Raw genomic sequence first — 21,651 nt, forward strand, 5'->3', positions numbered from 1 at the left:
CGTGTCAGGCGAGGCCGAGTTCTTGGTCGATGAAGGCGAGGACGTCGTCGGCGGAGGCCTCGTCGAGGGAGTCCCGTACGGCGGCCACCCCCGTTTCGCCGCTCTGGAGGGTGGTCAGTGTGTCGAGGAGGGTCTGCAGCCGTGAGGTGATGCGGCTGCTGCGGATCTCCTCGATGTCCAGCGCCCCGACCAGTGCCTCGAACCGGTCGACCTCCGCGAGGACGGGCGCGGCGGTGTCGTCGCTGTCCGGGAAGAGCCGGGTGTGCAGGTGGTCGGCGAGTGCGGTGGGTGTCGCGTAGTCGAAGATCAGCGTCGCGGGCAGCTTGGCGCCCGTGGCGGCGGTCAGGGCCTGGCGGAGTTCCACGGCGGCGACGGAGTCGAAGCCGAGGTCCTCGAAGGCGCGCTGCGGGTCGAGCTGGGAGGCCGTGTCGTATCCCAGCAGGGCCGCGACACGGGTCCGTACGAGGTCGAGCACCGCGCGGCCGCGCTCGGCCTCGGAGAGGCCGGCGAGCCGGGCCATCAGGCCCTCCGCGTCCGAGCCCGCCGCTGTGGGCTCGGCGGAGAGGATCCGGCGCACGTCGTCGAGTGCGTCGAGCAGGGGCCGGGGGCGGGCGAGCGTGTATGTGGGGACGAAGCGGGACCAGTCGAACTCGGCGACGACGAGGTGACTCTCGTCGTGTTCCAGGGCCTGCTTCAGTGCGCCGATGGCGAGGCGGGGGTCCATGGCGGGGGCGCCGATGCGTTCCATCACCGCGGCGAGTTCGGCGTCGACCATGCCGCCCTGCCAGGAGCTCCAGGCCACGGAGGTGGCGGTGAGCCCGCGGGCGCGGCGGTGGTGGGCGAGGGCGTCGAGGCGGGCGTTGGCCGCGGCGTAGGCGGCCTGTCCGGCGCTGCCCCAGACGGCGGCGCCGGAGGAGAAGAGCACGAAGGCGTCGAGGGGGCGGTCGCCGAGGAGTTCGTCGAGGTGCCGGGCCCCGGTGACCTTCGCGTGGCCCACGGCCGCGAACTCCTCGTCGGTCAGTTCGGTGAGCGGTGCCATGCGCTGCATGGCACCGGCCGCGTGCACGACGGTGGTCAGCGGCAGTTCCCCGGGGACGGTGCCGAGGACCCGGGCCAGCGCTGCGCGGTCGGTGACGTCGCAGGCGGCGAGGGTCACCCGGGTGCCGGACTCCTCCAGTTCGGCCGCCAGTTCGCGGGCGCCGTCGGCCGCGCCGCCCTGGCGGCTGAGGAGCATGAGGTGCGGGACGCCGTCGGCGGCGAGCATACGGGCGACGTGGGCGCCGAGACCGCCGGTGCCGCCGGTGATCAGCGCGGTGCCGTGCGACGGAGGGGTCCGGACCGGGGTGCGGTCGTTCAGAGGGGCGCGGACGAGGCGGCGGGCGAGGATGCCGTCGGCGCGCAGGGCCACCGCGTCCTCTCCGGTCGCACCCGAGAGCACGTCGCAGAGGCGGTGCAGGTCGGCCGGGCCGGGTTCGGCGGGGAGATCGACGATGCCGCCCCAGGTGCCGGGGTGGTCGAGGGCGAGGCCGCCGCCGAGACCCCAGAACTGGGCCTGTTCCGGGGCGGTCAGCTCCGTGGATCGGGAGGTGGCGACGGCGGACCGCGTGGCGCACCAGAGCCTGGGGGCGTCGGGGGTGTCCGCGAGGGCCTGCACGAGGGTGACGGTGGCCGTGAGGCCCCGGGTGAGATGGGGGTGTGCGGGTTCGGGGCGGTCGTCGAGGGCGAGCAGCGACAGGATCCCGGCGGCGGGCTGCGCGGCGATGCGGGCGGCCAGGCCTGTCCGGCTCAGGCCGGGGATCGCTTCGATGACGTGCGGGGAGGCGCCGCGTTCGATGAGTGCGGCCAGGATCGCGGTGACCGCGGGCGTGTCGGTCTGTCCGTGGGCGACGGCTACGAGCCAGGGGGCGTCGAGCGCGGTGGCTCCGGCGGGCGGTACGGGCACGGGCTGGAAGACGACGCGGTAGCGGAGGTCGTCGAGGGCGGCCCTCTCCTGGTGGAGGCGGCGCCAGCGTGCCATCGCGGGCAGGACCGCGCCGAGTGCGCTCTCGGTGACCGAAAGCCGGTCGGCGAGGGCCGTGGCGTCCTCCCGTTCGACTGCTTCCCAGAAGGCCGCTCCGGCCGGGTCCGCGGCCGTGTCGGTGGAGTCCTGGGCCTCGGGGCGCCCCAGCCAGTGGCTGCGGTGCTGGAAGGGATAGGTGGGCAGGGCGACTCGTCGGGCGCCACGCCCCTCGAAGAAGGCGTTCCAGTCGACCGTGGTGCCGTGCGCGTGGGCGTGGGAGACGGTCGTGATCAGGGTGCGTTCCTCGTCGCGGGCACGGCGCAGGACGGGGACGCACAGGGTGTCGTCGGTGGACGGCAGGCAGTCGACGGCCATGGGGGTGAGGGCGGCGTCCGGGCCGATCTCGATGAACACCCGGACCCCTTCGGCGTGCAGGGTCCCCACCCCGTCATGGAAGCGGACGGGCTCACGGACGTGGCGTACCCAGTAGTCGGCCGAGCTGAGTTCGTCGGGCCCGGCAAGCCGGCCCGTGAGGTGGGAGACGACGGGGAGGCGCGGCGCGTGATACGTCATCCGGGCGGCGACCTCGCGGAAGGCGTCGAGCATGGGCTCCATGAGCGGTGAGTGGAAGGCATGGGACACCGCCAGCCGCTTCGTCCGGCGCCCCAGCCCCGCGAAGTGCTCCGCGACCGCCAGCGTCTCCTGCTCCGCCCCCGACACCACCACCGCAGACGGACCGTTCACCGCCGCCAGCCCCACCCCCTCACCCAACAACGGAAGCACCTCGTCCTCCGACGCGGCCACCGCCACCATCACCCCACCACCCGGCAACCCCTGCATCAACCGGCCACGCGCGACGACCAGTTCAGCGGCATCACCCAGCGACAGCACCCCCGCCACATGCGCGGCGGTGATCTCACCGATCGAATGCCCCGCCACCACATCCGCCCGCACACCCCACGACTCCACGAGACGGAACAGAGCGGTCTCGGCCGCGAACAACCCCGCCTGCGCGAACATCGTCCCGTTCAGCAGAGCCGCGTCCTCACCCCACACCACCTCACGCAGGGGACGACCCAACCGGCCGTCCAACTCCCCCACGACCTCATCGAACGCCGCCGCGAACACCGGAAACGCCTCGTACAACTCCCGTCCCATTCCTAGGCGTTGTGCACCCTGCCCGGTGAACAGGAACGCCGTCAGCCCCTCGGCGGAGGAGGAGCCCGCCGACGTCACGACATCCGCGCTCTCCCGGCCCGCCACCAGGTCCGACAGCGCACGCATCGCCGCCCCACGATCCGCCGCCAGCACCACCGCACGGTGATCCAGCACCGCACGCGTCGTCGCCAACGAAAGACCCAGGTCCACCAGTGCCTCGCCCGGACGCGCCTCGGCATGGGCGAGCAGGCGCCGCGCCTGCTCCGTGAGGGCGTCGGGTGTCTTGGCGGAGATCCGCAGCGGGATCAGCGCCGACGCGGACGTCACGGTGGGCGGGGCCGGCGGTTCGGCCTCCACGGCCGCGGGCGCCTCCTCGATAATGACGTGGGCGTTGGTGCCGCTGAGCCCGAAGGCGGAGACCGCGGCCCGGCGCGGGCGCCCGAGGTCGGGCCAGGCGATGGCTTCGGTGAGCAGGGAGATGTCGCCCGTGGACCAGTCGACGTTCGGTGTCGGTCCGTCCACATGGAGGGTGCGGGGCAGGATGCCGTGGCGCATGGCCTGCACCATCTTGATGATTCCGCCGACGCCGGCGGCGGCCTGGGCGTGCCCGATGTTCGACTTGATCGAACCCAGGTACAGCGGCCGGCCGGCGGGGCGGCCCTGGCCGTACGTGGCGAGCAGGGCCTGCGCCTCGATCGGGTCGCCCAGCGTGGTTCCGGTGCCGTGTGCCTCGACCGCGTCGACCTGGTCGGCGGTGAGCTGGGCGGCTGCGAGGGCCTGGTGGATGAGCCGTTGCTGTGCCGGGCCGTTGGGCGCGGTGAGGCCGTTGCTCGCCCCGTCGGAGTTGACGGCGCTGCCGCGGATCAGGGCGAGCACCTGGTGTCCGTTGCGGCGGGCGTCGCTGAGCCGTTCGACAACGAGCATGCCGACGCCCTCGCCCCAGCCCGTGCCGTCGGCGGCTGCCGCGAAGGACTTGCAGCGGCCGTCGGGGGCGAGGCCACGTTCCTGGCTGAAGCCCACGAAGGAGGTGGGTGTGGCCATCACCGTGACGCCGCCGGCCAGGGCCAGGTCGCACTCGCCGGTGCGCAGCGATTTGACCGCCCAGTCGAGCGCGACGAGGGAGGAGGAGCAGGCCGTGTCGACGGTGACGGCAGGGCCCTGGAGCCCGAGAGTGTAGGAGACCCGTCCGGAGGCGACGCTGGCCAGGCCGCCGGTGCCGCCGTCGGTGGCGTAGTCGTGGTAGACGACGCCGGCGAACACGCCGGTGAGGGAGCCCTTGAGGGAGAGCGGGTCCACTCCGGCGTGCTCCAGGGCCTCCCATGACGTCTCCAGCAGCAGACGCTGCTGGGGGTCGGTCTCGCGGGCGTCCTTGGGGCTCATTCTGAAGAAGTCGGCGTCGAACCGGTCGGCTTCGTGGAGGAAGCCGCCCTCGCGGGCGTACGTGTGTCCGGGTGTGGCGGGTTCGGGGTCGTACAGCCCCTCCACGTCCCAGCCGCGGTTGACGGGAAAGGGCGTGATGCCGTCCCGGCCCTCGGCCACCAGGTCCCACAGCTCGTCGGGGGAGGTCACGCCGCCGGGGTAACGGCAGCTCATGCCGACGATCGCCATCGGCTCGTGTTCCCTGGCCTCGGCTTCGCGCAGACGCCGCTTCACCTGCCGCAGGTCGGCCGTGGCCCGCTGGAGGTAGTCGCGAAGCTTGTCCTGGGTTGCCATCTGAACCTCAACCAATCTCGGTGCGGGTGTCGGCCGTGCCGGGCGGGACCGGTGCCGTGACCGGCGGGGTGCGCGAACGGCTGGTGCGTTTCGGTAACGGGGCCGGGGCGGGGCTCCGCCCGGCCCCGGCGGCCTTGTCGGTGGGGCTAGAGGAGTCCGATCTCCTGGTCCAGCACGTCGAAGAGTTCGTCGTCCGTGACCGAGTCGAGTGCGTCGTCCTCGTCTCGGGTACGGCCGTCGGCGTCGCCGTGGGTGTCCTGCCAGCGGCGCAGAAGCGCCTCCAGCCGGGAGGTGATGCGCGGGCGGGCCCCGGCGTCGGGCTGTGCGGCGGTGAGGCTCACGTCGAGCTGGTCGAGCATGGCCCACAGTGCTTCGGAGGCGTCCTGTTCCCCGGATCCGTCGTCGATCAGTCCGGTGAGGTGCGCCGCGACGGCGCGGGAGTCCGGGTGGTCGAAGACGAGGCTGGCGGGCAGGCTGAGGCCGGTGGCGCCGGCGAGCCGGCGGCGGAGTTCGACGGCGGCCAGTGAGTCGAAGCCGAGGTCCTGGAAGGCCCGGTCGGCGCCGACCGCCTCGGGTGTGGGGTGGCCGAGCAGGGTGGCGACGTGTGAGCGGACGAGTTCCAGCAGCATGCGGCCGCGCTCCTCCTCGCTCCGGCCGGCGAGGCGGCTGCGCAGTTCGGCGGCGGCGGAGAGACCCGTGCCCGGACGGGTCCCGGCGCGGCCGGGCGTGCGGACCAGTGTGCCGAGTACAGGGGGCAGGCTGCCCGCGAGGGTGCGCAGGGCGCCCTGGTCCGGATGGAGGGCGAACAGTGCGGCGGCCCGGGTGCGCAGCGCCTCGTCGAGGAGTGCCGTGGTCCGCTCGGCGGTCAGTGGCAGCAGCCCGGCGCCGGCGGTGGTGTCCTCCGGGGTGAGGGCGAGCGCCGTGGCGGGGAGGCCGAGGGCGTGCCGGTGCCGGGCGAGGGCGTCCAGGAAGGTGTGCGCGGCGGCGTGGTGGGCCTGTTCGGCGCCATGGACGAGACCGTGGGCCGAGGTGAGGAGGACGAAGGCCGACAGGGCGAGACCGGTCGTCAGGTCATGCAGGTTCCATGCGGCGTCGGCATGCCGGCGCAGCGCCTCGTCGAGGAGGTGCGGGGTCCGTTCGCCGATCGGCGCGCTTTCCCCGGCGGGAACCGTGTGGACGACGGCGGTGAGCGGGATGTCGCCGGGGAGGCCGGACAGGAGAGCGGCGAGCTCTTCCCGGTCGGCGGGGTCGCAGTCGCTGACCGTCAGTGCGGCATCGGTGCCTGCGGTGAGCGCGTCCGTCTCCCCGGGTGCGGTACCGCCGGCGACGAGGACGTGGCCGGCGCCGAGTTCGGTGACGAGGCGTCGGACCAGTGCGGCGGCCGTCGTGGAGGGTCCGCCGGTGACGAGTACCGTGCCGCCGGACGCGGGGGCGGGCGCGCCGCCGTCCGGTTCCGCGAGGACGAGTTCCGGTACGAGTACGGTGCCGCCTCGGACGGCGAGTTCGTCGGCGCCGGTGGCGAGGGCGTCCGGCAGCGCGGTCGCCGAGGATTCCAGACCGTCCACGTCGGCGAGGACGAACCGTCCGGGGTGTTCGCTCTGCGCGGCCCGGACGAGGCCCCATACGGCCGCGTGCCGGACGTCCGGCGCCTCGTCCCCCGCCGCGACGGCGTGCCGGGTGACGACGGCCAGCCTGGTCGTTCCCCGGTCCGGCGCGTGGCGGAGGAACTCCCTGATGTGTGAGAGGACGTCGGCGGTGTGCGTGCGGACGCCGTCCGGCTCGTCGCCGGCCGGAGCCGCCAGGGGCAGCAGGACGAAGTCGGGGGCGTCCCCGTCGAGCGGGTGGCGCGGGTCGAAGGTCTGGAAGGGCAGGCCGGTGCGCGGGTCGTCGAAGGGGCCGGCGGCGGCGAGGACGGCGGTCCTGGTGCCGAGGTCGGCGATGTCGACGGGAGCGGGCGCCCACTTCAGCCGGTACAGCGCGCCCAGGGGGGAGCCGGTGGTCAGTTCGGCGGCGGTGACGGGCTTCCACGCGATGTCCTCGGCCGTCAGGACGGGCCGTCCCTCGGCGTCCGCGATGTGGAACGACGCGCGGTCCTGGCCGTTCGGGCGGACCCGTATCCGCACTTCGGTGGCGCCGGGGCGGTGCACCTGTACGCCCGTCCAGGCCGCGGGGCTCAGCGGCGCGCTGCCACCCGGCTCCTCGCCTGCGGGCAGGGCCCCGAAACGGGCCAGCTGGACGGCGGCATCGAGCAGGGCCGGGTGCAGCGCGCACTGCTCCCGGGCCGTCTCCTCGCCGAGTACGGCGTCGGCGAAGAGCTCGTCCCCGCTGCGCCAGGCGGAGCCGATGGTACGGAAGGCCTGGCCGTGTCCGTGGCCGAGGGAGAACAGCCGGTCGTAGAGGGTGTTTGGGTCCACCGGGGTCGCGCCGGGCGGCGGCCAGGCGGCCGTGTCCGCGGCCGGCTCGGTGGCGGCCGGGGCGAGGACGCCCCGGGCGTGCCGGACCCAGGCCGCGTCGTCGTCCTCCGGCTGCGCGCCTTGTTTCCTGGAGTGGATGTCGACCGTACGGCGGCCGTCGTCCGCGGGCGCACCGACGGAGACGCGGAGTTCGGAGCCCGGGCCGGCCGCCGACGGCAGCTGGGCCGTCACCGTCAGCTCGTCAAGCCGCGGGCAGCCCGTTCCTGTTCCCGCGCTGAGGGCGAGGTCGGCGAAGGCGGCGGCGGGCAGGACGGGGGTCCCGAGCAGATCGTGGTCGTCGAGCCAGGGAAGTTCGACAGGGTTCAGCCGGCCGGTCAGGAGGGCGCCGCCGTCGGGCAGCGCCACGACCGCGCCGAGCAGCGGGTGTTCGGTGGTGCCGAGGCCGGCGGCGGTGAGGTCGGCCCCGGCCCGCTCGGGCAGCGCCCAGAACGGTTCGCGGCGGAACGCGTACGTCGGGAGGTCGACGCGGTCGGCCCCGCTCCCGGCGAAGAACTCCGCCCAGTCGACCGGGATATGGCGCACGTGGGCGAGCGCGAGGGCTCCGACGAGTTCCGCGGCCTCGTCGCGGTCGCGGCGCGACAGCGGCAGGAACGCGGCCGTGCTCGTGTCGGGCAGGCAGGCGGGGCCGAGGGCGGACAGTGCCGCGTCGGGGCCGATCTCCAGGTAGGTGGTGACACCCGCTTCGTCCAGGGTGCGTACGGCGTCGGCGAACCGCACGGTCTCCCGCACGTGCCTGACCCAGTGCCCGGGGTCGGCGAGGTCGGCGGCCGTCACGGCGCGTCCGGTCAGGGTGGACACGAGCGGGATGGACGGCTCGGTGACCGTCATCCCGGCGGCGGCGCGCGCGAAGTCGGCCAGCATGGGTTCCATCAGCGGCGAGTGGAAGGCGTGGGACACCCGCAGCGGCTTGGCCGTGCGGCCCAGCGCCGCGAAGTGGTCCGTCACGGCTCGTACGGCGGTGGCGGTGCCGGAGACGACGACGGATCCGGGGCCGTTGACGGCGGCGACGGCGACGTCGGCGGTGAGGAGCGGTGCCACCTCTTCCTCGCTCGCCCGGAGGGCGGCCATGGCGCCGCCCTCCGGCAGCGCCTGCATCAGCAGGCCGCGGGCGGCGACCAGGCGGGCAGCGTCCGGCAGCGACAGGGCCCCGCTGACGTGTGCGGCGACCAGCTCGCCGATCGAGTGACCGGCGAGGAAGTCGGGGCGGACGCCCCAGGACTCCAGCAGCCTGAACTGGGCTACCTCGAAGGCGAACAGCGCCGCCTGGGTGTACCCGGTGCGGTTCAGGGCGGCCTCGTCCTCGCGCACGACGTCGGCGAGCGGCCGGTCGAGATGGGCGTCGAGCGCGGCGACGGCCTGATCGAAGGCCCGCGCGAAGACGGGATGGGTGCGGTGCAGCCGCCCGCCCATGCCGAGGCGCTGCGAGCCCTGGCCGGAGAAGAGGAACGCGGTCGGTCCGCCGCCGGTGCGTCCGGAGTCGGGGTCCTGCACGGTCACGACCGAGGCGGTGGTACCGCCGTCCGCGAGCACGGCCAGGTCGTGCATGGCCCGGGCCCGGTCGGTGACCAGGAGCGCGGCGCGGTGTTCCAGGGGGGTTCGGGTGGTCGCCAGGGAATGGGCGACGTCGAGTGCGCTCGCGGCGGGCCGGGACTCCAGGTGGGTCAGCAGCCGGGCGGCCTGCCGGGCCGTGCCCTCGGGGTCGCGGGCCGACAGGAGCCACGGCACCGGGACGGGGGTGGGGGTGTTCCGCTCGGTGGCGTCGCCGGTCTGCTCGGTGGTGTCGCGGGTGGCCTGCGGCACCACCGTGTCGGGGACGGCCTGCGCCTCCGCGGCATCGGGCGCCGGCGCCTCGATGATCACGTGGGCGTTGGTGCCGCTGATCCCGAACGACGAGACTCCGGCGCGGCGGGGACGGTCCAGCTCGGGCCACGGGCGCGCCTTGGCCAGCAGGACGACGTCACCCGTCTCCCAGTCGACCTGGGACGAGGGCTCGTCCAGGTGGAGGGAGGCCGGAAGGACGCCGTGCCGCATCGCCTCCACCATCTTGATCACCCCGGCGATGCCGGCGGCGGCCTGGGCGTGCCCGATGTTCGACTTGATCGAGCCGAGGTAGAGCGGCTTTCCCTCGACGCGGTCCTGGCCGTAGGTCGCGAGCAGGGCCTGCGCCTCGATGGGGTCGCCCAGGGTGGTCCCGGTGCCATGGGCCTCGACGGTGTCCACGTCGGCGGCGCCGAGTCCCGCGTTCGCCAGCGCCTGGCGGATGACGCGCTGCTGGGACGGTCCGTTGGGGGCCATGAGCCCGTTGCTGGCACCGTCCTGGTTGACGGCGCTGCCGCGCAGCACGGCCAGGACCGGATGTCCGTTCCGACGGGCGTCGGAGAGCCGCTCGATCACGAGCATGCCCGCGCCCTCGGACCAGGCGGCGCCGTCGGCGGCCGAGGAGAACGAGCGGCACCGGCCGTCGCGGGACAGCCCGCGCTGCCGGGCGAACTCGATGAACGTCTCGGGGGTCGACATGACGGTCACGCCGCCGACCAGGGCCAGCCCGCATTCGCCCGACCGCACGGCCTGGGCTGCCAGGTGCAGCGCGACCAGGGACGAGGAGCAGGCGGTGTCGACGGCCAGCGAGGGCCCTTCGAGACCGAAGGTGTACGAGACCCGGCCGGGGCCCAGTGATCCGGCGGCGCTGTTGCCCGCGTAGTCGTGGTACATCGTGCCGGTGAAGACACCGGTCGCGGTGCCCTTGAGCGAGAGCGGATCGATCGTCGCCCGCTCCATCGCCTCCCACGCGACCTCCAGCATCAGCCGGTGCTGCGGGTCGGTGGTCAGCGCGTCGTTCGGGCTGATCCCGAAGAATCCGGGGTCGAAGTCGGCGGCGTCGTGCAGGAATCCGCCGTGGCGTACGTAGCAGGTGCCGGTGCGGGTGGACTCGGGGTCGTAGAGCCGCTCCAGGTCCCAGCCACGGTTGCGGGGGAACTCGGTGATGGCGTCGACCCCGTCGTCGACGAGCTGCCACAGGTCTTCGGGCGAGCGCACCCCGCCCGGGTAGCGGCAGGCCATGGACACGATGACGACGGGGTCGTCGTCGGCGGGCGTCGCGGCCGCGGAGGCGACGGCCGCGGTGCTGCCGCCGGCGAGGAGGGTGTCGAGGTGTCCGGCGACGGCGCGGGCGTTGGGGTGGTCGAAGACCAAGGTGGCGGGCAGTCTGAGTCCGGTCGCGGAGGCGAGCTGGTTGCGCAGCTCCATCGCGGTCAGGGAGTCGAACCCGATCTCGGTGAAGGCCCGGTCGGGCTCCACGTCGGCCGCGGACCCGTGGCCGAGCACGGAGGCCACCTGGGCCCGTACGAGGTCGAGCAGGGCGCGCAGCCGTTCCTTGGGCGCCAGGGCGGCCAGGCCGGAGCGGGACTGCCCGGCCGGAACGGAGGAGGTGGCGCGCGTCTTGCGGTGCACCAGGCCGGACATGATGGCTGACGGCGGCTCCGCCGCGCGCAGGGTCCTGAGGTCGAGGCGGACCGGCAGGAGCAGCGCGTCGTCCGACTGCCCGGCCTCGTCCATCAGCGCCAGTGCGTGGGCGGGCACGAGGGGTTCCACGCCGGAGCGGCTCATACGTCGCAGATCGGTGCCGTCCAGTCCGCTCGCCATGCCGTCGCCGTCGGCCCACAGCCCCCACGCGAGTGACTGCCCGGGCAGGCCCAGTGCCTTCCGTCGGACGGCGAGGGCGTCCAGGAAGGCGTTACCTGCGGCGTAGTTGGCCTGGCCCGGATTGCCGAGGACACCGGCGACGGACGAGAAGAGCACGAACGCGGAGAGGTCGAGGTGTGCGGTCAGTTCGTGCAGGTTCCACGCCGCGTCGATCTTCGGCCGCAGTACGCGGGAGAGTCGGCCGGCGGTGAGCGAGCCGAGGGTGGCGTCCTCCAGCACGCCCGCGCAGTGGACGACCGCTGTCGGCGCGTGCGCGTCCACCAGGGCGCGGGCCGCCTCGCGGTCGGCGAGGTCGCACGCGGCAACGGCTACTTCGGCTCCCAGGCCCGCCAGTTCGGCGCGCAGCTCGGCGGCTCCCGGTGCGTCGGCGCCGCGGCGACCGGTGAGGACCAGGCGCCGGACGCCGTGCACGGTGACGAGGTGACGGGCCACGAGCGCGCCGAGCGTGCCCGTACCGCCGGTGACCAGCACGGTCGCGTCGTCTCCGCCGAACGGTGAGCGGTCCGCCCTGTCCCGCACCTGCGGGACCCGGGTCAGCCGGGGCGCCCACACCCCGCCTTGCCGGACCGCCGACTCAGGTTCGCCGCAGGCGACCACCGCGGCAACGCCCGCAGAAGCCACGCTGTCGGAGCCTCCGTCGGTGTCCGTGAGCAGGATCCGCCCGGGATTCTCACTCTGCGCGGCCCGCACGAGACCGGCGACTGCTGCGGCCGCCGGATGTGTGAGCGTCTCATCCGGCAGAGCGACCGCTCCCTGGGTGACCACGAGCAGCCTGCCGGCCGCGAATCGTTCGTCCGTCAGCCACTCCTGTACGACTCCGAGTGCGCGGGCGGTCAGTTCGTGTGCCCCTGCCACCGGGTCGCCGACGGGCGGCGGGCATTCCCAGACGAGCACGGCATCCTCGGGCACCGGTCCGTCGTTCCGGTGGTCCCAGGGCACGGCGACGACCTCGGGTGCGGCAGCCGGCGTGAACGGCGCCCAGCGCACGGAGTAGAGGGATCCGCGCTGTGCCGTCCCGGCCGCGGCGTCGACGGAGACCGGGCGGGTGACGAGCGCACCCACGGAAAACACGGGACGTCCTTCGGTGTCCGCCCCGTCCACGGTGACGCTGTCGGCACCGGCCGATGCGATCCTCACCCGGAGGCGGGCTGCGCCGGTGGCGTGGAGGCGAACGCCCTTCCACGCGAAAGGAAGACGTGCCGTCCCCTCGTCGCCGGGCGCCGCATCGGTCCCGTCGAGGAGTGAGGCGTGCAGCGCGGCGTCGAACAGAGCGGGGTGCAGGCCGTAGTGCCCGGCGTCCGGGGCCGCCGCCTCGGGCAGGGCCACCTCCGCGAAGATCTCGCCGTCGCGCCGCCAGACGGCGTCGAGTCCCTGGAACGCCGGTCCGTACGCGTACCCCTGTGTCGCCAACTGGCCGTACACATCGTCGAGTTCCACCGGTGACGCGCCCTGCGGAGGCCAGATCGCGGCATCGAAGGCAGGCGCCGGTACGTCGGGGACCAGCACACCGTCGGCGTGCAGGGTCCACGGCGCATCGTCCGCTCCGTCGTCCTCGTCCCTCGCGTGCACGGTGACGCTCCTGGCGCCGGTACCGTCGTCGACGCCCACCACGACCCGGACCTGGACGCCGCCACGGGGCGGCAGCACCAGGGGCGCCTGGAGGGTCAGCTCGTCGAGCACGTCGCATCCGACCTGCGCGCCGGCGCAGAGCGCCAGCTCCACCAGGCCCGTCCCCGGGAACAGGACGGACGCGCCCATTCGGTGATCGGCGAGCCAGGGCTGCCTTTCGAGGGACAACCGCCCCGTGAGCACCGGTCCGTCTGTTCCGGGAAGAGTGACGGTGGCGCCGAGCAGCGGATGATCGGTGGTGCCCAGGCCGAGCGAACCGGGATCGTTGCCGCCGCCCTCCGCCTGCATCCAGTACCGCTCGCGCTGGAAGGCGTAGGTGGGCAGATCTACGCGGCGGGCGCCCGTGCCCTCGAAGAAGCGGGCCCAGTCGACCGGCACACCACTCACGTGCAACTGCCCCAGCGCGGTAACCGTCGAGGCCACCTCCGGACGCCCCTTACGCACCAACGGGACGAAGACCGTTGCCGCCAGCTCGGCGTCCACCGACTGCTGCGCCATCCCACACAGCACACCATCCGGACCCACCTCAACAAACGACGTCACACCCCGTGACACCACGAACGACACCGCATCCGCGAACCGCACCGCGTCGCGGACATGCCGCACCCAGTACTCCGCCGAACCCCACGACTCAGAAAGATCACCGAACACACCCGACACCACGGGAATCGACGGTGCACCGAACGACAACCCGGACACCACCGCCCCGAACTCCGCCAACATCGGCTCCATCAACGGCGAATGGAACGCATGCGACACCCGCAACGCACTCGTCCTACGGCCCTCACCGGCGAACTTCCCCACCACATCGGCAACCGCCGACTCCACCCCCGAGACAACAACAGACCGAGGCCCGTTCACCGCGGCAATCCCCACCTCAGCGTTCAGCAACGGAAGGACCTCCGCCTCCGACGCCTCCACCGCCACCATCGACCCACCAGCCGGCAACCCCTGCATCAGGCGACCACGCGCGACGACGAGTTCCGCGGCATCACCGAGCGACAGGGCGCCGGACACTTGCGCGGCCGCGATCTCACCCACCGAATGACCCACCAGGAAGTCCGGACGAACCCCCCACGACTCCACCAACCGGAACAACGCCGTCTCCACCGCGAACAACCCGGCCTGAGCAAACATCGTCCCGTTCAGCAGACCCGCATCCTCACCCCACACCACCTCACGGAGTGAACGCCCCAGCCGGGCGTCCAGTTCGCCCACGACCTCATCGAACGCCGCCGCGAACACCGGAAACGCCTCATACAACTCCCGACCCATCCCGAGTCGCTGCGCACCCTGACCCGTGAACAGGAAGGCCGTGGCACCGGCCTGCCGGGCCGAGCCCCGCACTACCGAAGACGACAGCTCGCCCTCCGCCAGCGCCGTCAGACCCCGCACCAGCTCCTCACGATCCGACGCCGCCACCACCGCACGATGCTCCAACACCCCACGCGACACCACCGACGAAAAACCCACATCCAACAACGAAGCGGAAGAAACACCCAACAGCTTCCCCGCCTGCGCCGACAACCCCGCCTCACTCCGCGCAGACAACACCACCGGAACCACCGGCAGTTCAACAGTCACCGATACATCCGGCTCCTCGACCACCGGAGCCTGCTCCACAATCACATGCGCATTCGTCCCGCTCAGACCGAACGACGACACCCCCACACGCCTGGGACGATCCCGCACCGGCCACGCCCGCGACTCCGTCAACAACTCCACCGCACCCGCCGACCAATCCACCTGCGGCGTCGGCACATCCACATGCAACGTCCTCGGCAACACACCATGCCGAATCGCCTGCACCGCCTTGATCACACCACCCACACCCGCAGCCGCCTGCGCATGCCCCAAATTCGACTTCAACGAACCCAGCCAGATCGGATCGCCCTCCGGACGACCCTGCCCATACGTCGCCAACAACGCCTGCGCCTCGATCGGATCACCCAACCGAGTCCCCGTCCCATGCGCCTCCACCAGATCCACATCGGAGGAGGTCAGCCCCGCACCGTCCAGGGCCGCACGGATCACCCGCTGCTGCGACGGACCATTCGGAGCCGTCATGCTGCTCGACGCGCCGTCCTGGTTGATGGCGCTTCCCCTGATCACGGCGAGCACCGGATGCCCGTTCCGCTGGGCGTCCGAGAGACGTTCCAGCATGAGGACTCCGACGCCCTCCGAGCAGCCGGTGCCGTCGGCGTCGGCCGCGAAGGACTTGCAGCGGCCGTCCGCCGCCATGCCCCGCTGGTGGCTGAAGTAGAGGAACATGTCCGGCGTCGTCATCACCGTCACGCCGCCCACCAGCGCCATCGAGCACTCGTCGGACCGCAGCGCCTGGGCGCCCAGATGCAGGGCCACCAGTGACGACGAGCACGCGGTGTCCACCGTGACGGACGGGCCTTCGAGGCCGAGGGTGTAGGAGACGCGCCCCGAGACGAGGCTGCCGCCGGTCGTTGCCGAGGCCTCGGTGCCCAGAGCGTAGTCGTGGTACATCAGGCCGGCGAAGACGCCGGTGCGGCTGCCCTTCAGGGAGAGGGGATCGATCCCCGCACTCTCCACCGCCTCCCAGGACGCCTCCAGCAACAACCGCTGCTGCGGATCCATCCCCAACGCCTCACGCGGCGAGATCCCGAACACCCCGGCATCGAAATCAGCCGCGTCGTACAGGAAACCACCCTCACGCGTCACCGTACGATTCGGCTTCCCCGGCTCCGGATCGTAAAGCCCCTCGACATCCCACCCACGGTCCACCGGAAACGCCGACACACCGTCCCGGCCCTCCACCACCAGATCCCACAACTCATCCGGAGAACCCACCCCACCCGGATAACGACACGCCATACCCACGATCGCAATCGGCTCGCCGCTGGACTTGCGCTCCGCGGCGGCGAGTCTTTTGCGCATGTCGCGCAAGTCGGCTGTCGCCCGGCGCAGATACTCGAGAAGTTTTTCCTCGTTACTCACCGAGCATGCCCTCCTGTGTCATGACGTTCAGCGGACCGCGGACCCGAGCCAATGGCGGAATGAGCGGATGAAGAGAATGAAGTGTGGGGCCATTCGGAAAATTACGGTGCCGACGGACCTGTTGCCCACCCCTTAGTCGTGGCCGGGGTCCCCACAATCGGGCCCCTGCCCGGCCTCCGTCACCCCAGAGCCGGGGTGGGGTCGCCGGGCCGTCGGGGCGGGCGAATCGCTGTGGACCGGGGCCGGCAGACCGTCCTCACCTGCGAGGACAGGGGCAGCCACGGAGGATCTGCCCTGCATCCGCTTGTGGAGCGTCCTTCGCGCGACGCCTTCATAGGGGCGGGTAGGGGTACTCGTTCGGGCCCGCCGGGACTAGCGTCGGGGCCCGGTATCCCCTTTCCGGCCGCGCTCGTGGGCGGTCGGTCTCTTCACATTTCCGGCCGGGCTCGCGGGCGGCCGGCTGCTTCGCAATTTCCGGCCGGCGTCGTGGCGGCCGACCGCTTCCCGTCTCCGTTCCGGTCCGTCCAGCGGTCCGGCGATCCCGGAGCGACCATTCAACCCCTTCGCGCCTGAAACCGGAGTCCTCATGTGGGATGAACAGTTCGACATTCTCCTTCGGAAGCAGCTGTCCTTCCTTCCTCCGGACGAGCCGATCACGGAGGACATGAGACTGCGCGACTACGGCCTCGATTCGCTGGGCATGATCGAACTTCTCGCGGGCCTCGAAGCCGCTTACGACGTGCGTTTCCGCGACGAGGCGCTCTCGCTGGAGATATTCGAGACCCCGGACGTCCTCTGGGACGCGCTGCAACGTCTGCGCTGAGGACCGCTGTCATGCATAGCGTCCCGGCCTTGCGACTGCACGAGGGCGACCGGGCCCGACTGGAGGCTCTGACCCGCATGTCGACGGCGCCCGCCGGGCTCGTCCGGCGGGCGCGGATCGTGCTGCTCGCCGCAGGAGGCATCTCGAACACGGAGGTCGCCGCCCAGTTGCGGGTCTCCCGGCCGACCGTCATCAAGTGGCGTTCCCGCTATGCGGATTCGGGTATCGCGGCGCTGGGCGATCTGCCCCGGCCGGGGCGTCCCGCGACGGTGGACGAGGTGGCGGTGCTCGTCGCCACGCTTGCCGACGGCGCCAGGCCCCCGGCCCGGCTGCGGGCTCCGTACTGGTCCTCGCGGCTGCTGGCCGACGAGTTGGGGATCGCCCACACCACCGTGTCGCGCGTGTGGCGCAAGTGGGGGGTACGGCCGCATCGCCCCGAGGCCTTCCAGCTGCCCGCCGTGCCACCCCTGCCGCCCGGTGTCCATCGAGGGGTCGTCGGTGTCTTTCGCACAGCGTCGTGGAACGCCGTGGTCCTGCGGGCGGACGAGCGGCCGGGGTGCCGTGCCGAGGAGCGGTTCCGGCCCCTGCTGGTCGACCGGGCCGGGCCCGCGGCCGACAGCGCCGCGGCACCGGCCGCCTTCCTGCACCTCCTGGACTCCGTCGCCCAGGCCCACCCCTACCCGAGGCTTCACGTACTCCTGAACGGGACAGGTGCGGTGCGGTCCAGGGGCGTACGCGAGTGGCTCGTCAGGAATCCCCGGGTCTCCCTGCACCACGCGCCGGCCAACCGCCCCTGGGCCGACCCCACCGAGGTCCTTCTGCGGCTCGCCGGGACCGGGCACCGCCCCACCTCACCCATCCATCGCCATCCGGGGAACACTCATGGACCAGACATCGGCCCACGCTCTCTATGACCGCTTCCTGCGCGGACTGGCACGGTCCCCGGAAGGGGTGGCCGTCCGGGCCGGCGAAGCCTCGTTGACGTACCGGGAGCTGCACGACCGGGCGCTGACCTGGGCGGGCTCGCTCCTGGCCGCGCTCCCGGAGCGCCCGGCCGCGGTGGGCGTGCTCGCGGGCAAGGGTCTCGACGCCTACACGTCCATCCTGGCCTGCCTGTTCACCGGGGTGCCGATGGTTCCGCTACAGCCTTCCTTCCCTGTTCTCCGTACGCTCCAGATGCTGGAGGCTGCGGGGGTGGAGGCGCTGATCGTGGACGCCGAGGCGGTCACGGCGCTGGAGAAGCTGCGCGCGGAAGGCGTCGCGCTTCCCGCCCTGCTGGACGGGGGTGCCGACGGGGCGGCCGGGGTGGTCTCCCCCGACTCGGCGGCACGCCTGGCGTGCCCGCACCCGGTCGCCTCCGACGACGTCGCCTACGTGCTGTTCACCTCCGGCTCCACGGGACGGCCCAAGGGCGTGCCGGTCACGCATGCCAACGGTGCCCATTACTTCGGCCTGCTCGACGCGCGGTACGACTTCGGGCCGCACGACGTGTTCTCCCAGAACTTCGATCTGAACTTCGACTGCGCGATGTTCGACCTGTTCTGCGCATGGGGTGCCGGTGCCACGCTGGTGGCCGTTCCCGCGGGTGCCTACCGGGACCTGCCCGGTTTCGTCGCCGAGCAGGGCATCACCGTCTGGTTCTCCACCCCCAGCGTGATCGGCCTGGTCCGGCGGACCGGCCGGCTGACGGACGACGCCCTGCCCTCACTGCGCTGGAGCTTCTTCGCGGGCGAGGCGGTGACCTGTCAGGACGTGACGGACTGGCAGCACGCGGCGTCGGGTTCGGCCGTCGAGAACCTCTACGGCCCGACCGAGCTGACGATCACCATCACGCGGCATCGCTGGTCGCCCGGGACGTCGCCCGGTATCTCGGTCGCGGGTGTAGTCCCGATCGGGCCGGTTCACGCGGGCCACGCCTGGATGCTGATCGGCGAGGACGGCGAACGGGACCCGCTGGAAGGCGAGTTGTGCGTCGCGGGCCCGCAGCTGACGGCCGGGTATCTGGACCCGGCCGACGATGCGGGCCGGTTCCTCGACCGGGACGGGGTCCGTTACTACCGGACGGGCGACCGGATCCGTGTGGGTGAGAACGGACAGTTGCTCTACCTCGGCCGGCTGGATCAGCAGGTCCAGGTCCGTGGCGTGCGGATCGAACTGGCGGAGATCGACGAGGCGTTGCGCCGGTGCCCGGGGGTGGAGGATGCCATCGCGGTGCCGGTGCCCTCCGAGCAGGGCATCACGCTGGCCGCTTTCCACACCGGAGCGCGCGTCGCACCCGTCGCCCTGGCCCGCGAGCTGAGCAGCACCCTCCCCCGGGCCGTACTCCCCCAGCACTTCTTCCACCTCACGGAGTTCCCGCTCAACCCCAATCGGAAGATCGACCGACGGGCACTGCTGCACCGGGCGATGGAACTGCTCGGCCGTCCGCACTGAAGTCCCGGCGGCGCAGGGTCTCCGGAACCCGGCCGGCCACGGATGAGCACGCCAATGGGCACACGGATGAGTACGCGACACGCTGACGCGTACCTGATACGCTCAGCGTGTTACGTACTCAGGGTCATGACGCAGGAAGGCATGGACGTTCGCCATGACAGAAATCAAGCCCCGCGCGGGGCTCAAGGAATGGCTCGGCCTCGTGGTGATCGTCCTGGTCACCCTGCTGATCGCCATTGACATCTCCGTACTCGGCTTCGCGATCACACCCATCAGCGAGTCCCTGAAGCCGAGCGCCACCCAGCTGCTGTGGATCATGGACATCTACAGCTTCGTGCTGGCCGGCGCACTGATCACGATGGGGTGGGTCGGCGACCGCTTCGGCCGGCGGAAGCTCCTGATCGTCGGCGCCCTGGTCTTCGGCGTCGCGTCCGCACTCGCCGCCACGGCGGACACCCCCGAGATGCTCATCGGCGCGCGCGCCCTGCTGGGGCTCGGCGCGGCGACCCTGACGCCGACCTCCCTGGCCCTGATCCGCAACATGTTCCACGATTCCAAGCAGCGCAAGTCGGCCATCGCCGCCTGGAGCGGCACCCTCGCCACCGGGGCGGCCCTCGGGCCGGTCGTCGGGGGTCTGCTGCTGAACAACTTCTGGTGGGGTTCGGTCTTCATGATCAACACCCCGGTGATGGTGCTGGTGCTGATCCTGGCCCCGATCCTGCTGCCGGAGCGGCGGGACCCCTCGCGCGGCAAGCTGGACGTGCTCGGCGCGTTCCTCTCGATCGCCGGCATCATGCCGTTCATCTACGGCCTCAAGGAGCTGGCCGTGGACGGCTGGTCGGGCGAGTCCGCGATCTGGGCCGGTGCCGGCGCGGTCCTGCTCGTCGCCTTCGTGCAGCGTCAGCGCATGACGTCGCACCCGCTCATCGACATCTCGCTGTTCCGCTACGGCGGCTTCACCGGCGCGATCCTGACCAACCTGATGGTGATGTTCTCGTTCATGGGCATCAGCATTCTCACCAACCAGTTCCTCCAGATGGTGCTGGGCATGACACCCTTCCGGGCGGCGCTGTGGTCCATGGCGGTGATGCCGGCGATCGGGATCGCGGTCGGTCTCGTCTCGGCCCTGTCCCGCAAGGTCAAACCGGTCTATCTGGTCGCCAGCGGCATGCTCGTGATGGCCCTCGGATTCGGTGTGCTCAGCCGGCTCACGGTGGACTCGAACGTCGCCCTCCTCCTGGTGGGCGTGGGACTGATGGCCGCCGGCATGACGGCCTCGAAGACGCTCACCGCGGAGATCGTCGTCACCTCCGCACCGAAGGAGCACGCCGGATCGTCCACCGCCACCTCGGAGACGTTCACCGAGTTCGGCAGCGCGTTCGGCTTCGCCGTCATCGGCAGCATCGGATCCGCCATCTATCGGCATGACATGGACGCGGCGAACCCGGCCGGTCTCGGCGGAGAGGCACTGGACGCGGTACGCAACACGATCGGCGGTGCCGCCACCGTCGCCGCCCAGCAGCCGGCCGCGGTCGGCGCCGAACTGCTCGCCACCAGCCGCGAGGCCTTCACCCACGGCCTCCAGGTGGCAGCGCTCTCCGGGGCCGCCGCCATGGTCGTGGTGGCCGCGATCGTCGCCGTACTGCTGCGCAAGGTGCCGATCGAGACGGGCGACCCGATCGACCCCTACGACATCGACGCTCCGGCGACCGTGCCCTCCCCCAAGCGCATGCAGCCCACCGCGGGCTGAACCGACGCGGGCTACGTGCGTGGAAAGGGGCTGGTCGCCCACCCGGTCGGGTGGGCGACCAGCCCCTTTCCACGCACGTGGCCGGAAGGCTGTCAGGTGAGCGGCTGCTCGCCGTTACGGATGCGGCCCAGCACCTCGATGCCGTCCAGAACCCGCTGAAGGCCGAAGGTGAAGTCGTCCTCGGGCTCGTCGAACGCCCCGGCCTCCAGCAGCTCCACGAGGGCGGGGAAGGACGCGGAGTCGGCGTACTTGGCCAGCGCACGGCCGTAGTTGGCCATCAGGTCCGTGTCGCTGATGTCCTGGGTGACGACACCGAGCGACATCTGCACGTTGTTGCGCACGTAGCCGATCATCAGCATCATCACGGACAGCTTGTCGTCCGGCCGCAGGGTGGTACCGCCCAGCGTGCGCAGGCCGCACTCCAGCCAGCTGAGCTGCCCCGGCTCCAGAGGCGGTCCGCTGACCGAGATCTGCAGCATCCACGGGTGCCGGCGGAAGACCTCCTGGAACGCGCGGGCCCACTGCTCCAGCCCGCCACGCCAGTCACCGTCTGCCGTGTCGATGCGGGGCGGGGTGCCGTAGGCCATGTCGAGCATCAGCTGCCGCAGCTCGTCCTTGCTCGACACATGGCGGTACAGAGACATGGTGCCGAAGTCGAGGCTCTTGGCCACGCGGGACATGGACAGGCCGGCGAGACCGTCGGCGTCCGCCGACTCGATCGCGGCCGTCACGATGCGCTCGACGCTCAGACTGGTACGCGCGGTGCGCTGTTCCCGGTTCCGCAGTTCCCAGAGCACCTCGATGCTGTTCGGCAGGCCGACGCCTTCCGTGCTCGTTTCTTCGCCAGTCGTCATCTCGTGCCTGCCTTCATCAGAGCCTTTCCATGCGTATCACGCACGCATAGAGCATCGTATACGCCTCGGGTCCGCCGTACGCGGAGCCGGTGTGAGACCGAGGTGGAGAGACGGTACGGCACCGCGCACGGTGCCGTACCGGGCGACCC

The 21,651-nt window shown here is 72.0% G+C and carries 7 protein-coding genes; 4 read left to right on the forward strand and 3 right to left on the reverse strand.

The window, feature by feature from the left end:
* Positions 1-4: 4 nt before the first annotated feature.
* Both OG408_RS06235 and OG408_RS06240 read right to left on the reverse strand, forming a co-directional pair.
* Positions 5-4,870, reverse strand: a complete 4,866-nt coding sequence (locus OG408_RS06235) for a type I polyketide synthase (RefSeq protein WP_326668747.1) — start codon at positions 4,868-4,870, stop codon at positions 5-7.
* 146 nt (positions 4,871-5,016) lie between these two features.
* On the reverse strand, positions 5,017-15,642 hold the full coding sequence (locus tag OG408_RS06240) for an SDR family NAD(P)-dependent oxidoreductase (protein WP_326668749.1): 10,626 nt from the start codon (positions 15,640-15,642) through the stop codon (positions 5,017-5,019).
* A 586-nt stretch (positions 15,643-16,228) separates the two neighbouring features.
* On the opposite strand from OG408_RS06240, the gene OG408_RS06245 reads away from it, so the two are divergent.
* The 4 genes from OG408_RS06245 to OG408_RS06260 all read left to right on the forward strand — a co-directional run bounded on the left by OG408_RS06245 (position 16,229) and on the right by OG408_RS06260 (position 20,648).
* The gene (locus tag OG408_RS06245; RefSeq protein ID WP_266776221.1) at positions 16,229-16,465 is read left to right on the forward strand and encodes an acyl carrier protein; all 237 of its coding nucleotides are present in this window, start codon (positions 16,229-16,231) and stop codon (positions 16,463-16,465) included.
* Positions 16,466-16,494: 29 nt separating this feature from the next.
* Positions 16,495-17,379 (forward strand): helix-turn-helix domain-containing protein, encoded by an 885-nt coding sequence (locus OG408_RS06250; protein WP_285574689.1) that lies wholly within the window; start codon positions 16,495-16,497, stop codon positions 17,377-17,379.
* On the forward strand, positions 17,348-18,898 hold the full coding sequence (locus OG408_RS06255; RefSeq protein ID WP_326668753.1) for an AMP-binding protein: 1,551 nt from the start codon (positions 17,348-17,350) through the stop codon (positions 18,896-18,898). Before OG408_RS06250 ends, OG408_RS06255 begins: the two co-directional genes overlap by 32 nt.
* Before the next feature lie 154 nt (positions 18,899-19,052).
* Entirely contained in the window at positions 19,053-20,648 is a 1,596-nt protein-coding gene (locus OG408_RS06260) for an MFS transporter (protein ID WP_266776226.1), read from the forward strand.
* 92 nt (positions 20,649-20,740) lie between these two features.
* On the opposite strand, the gene OG408_RS06265 is transcribed toward OG408_RS06260, so the two are convergent.
* Positions 20,741-21,502 carry a TetR/AcrR family transcriptional regulator gene (locus tag OG408_RS06265; protein WP_266776228.1) on the reverse strand — a complete coding sequence of 254 codons (762 nt, stop codon included), beginning with the start codon at positions 21,500-21,502 and terminating at the stop codon, positions 20,741-20,743.
* Positions 21,503-21,651 lie beyond the last annotated feature (149 nt).

The organism is Streptomyces sp. NBC_01257, assembly GCF_035917255.1.
Taxonomy (GTDB): domain Bacteria; phylum Actinomycetota; class Actinomycetes; order Streptomycetales; family Streptomycetaceae; genus Streptomyces.

Bases quoted from the DNA above. Each gene is read 5' to 3' on its own strand.
- OG408_RS06255 (WP_326668753.1), top strand. From the start codon at position 17,348: ATGGACCAGACATCGGCCCACGCTCTCTATGACCGCTTCCTGCGCGGA.
- OG408_RS06235 (WP_326668747.1), bottom strand. From the start codon at position 4,870: ATGGCAACCCAGGACAAGCTTCGCGACTACCTCCAGCGGGCCACGGCC.
- OG408_RS06245 (WP_266776221.1), top strand. From the start codon at position 16,229: ATGTGGGATGAACAGTTCGACATTCTCCTTCGGAAGCAGCTGTCCTTC.
- OG408_RS06265 (WP_266776228.1), bottom strand. From the start codon at position 21,502: ATGACGACTGGCGAAGAAACGAGCACGGAAGGCGTCGGCCTGCCGAAC.
- OG408_RS06260 (WP_266776226.1), top strand. From the start codon at position 19,053: ATGACAGAAATCAAGCCCCGCGCGGGGCTCAAGGAATGGCTCGGCCTC.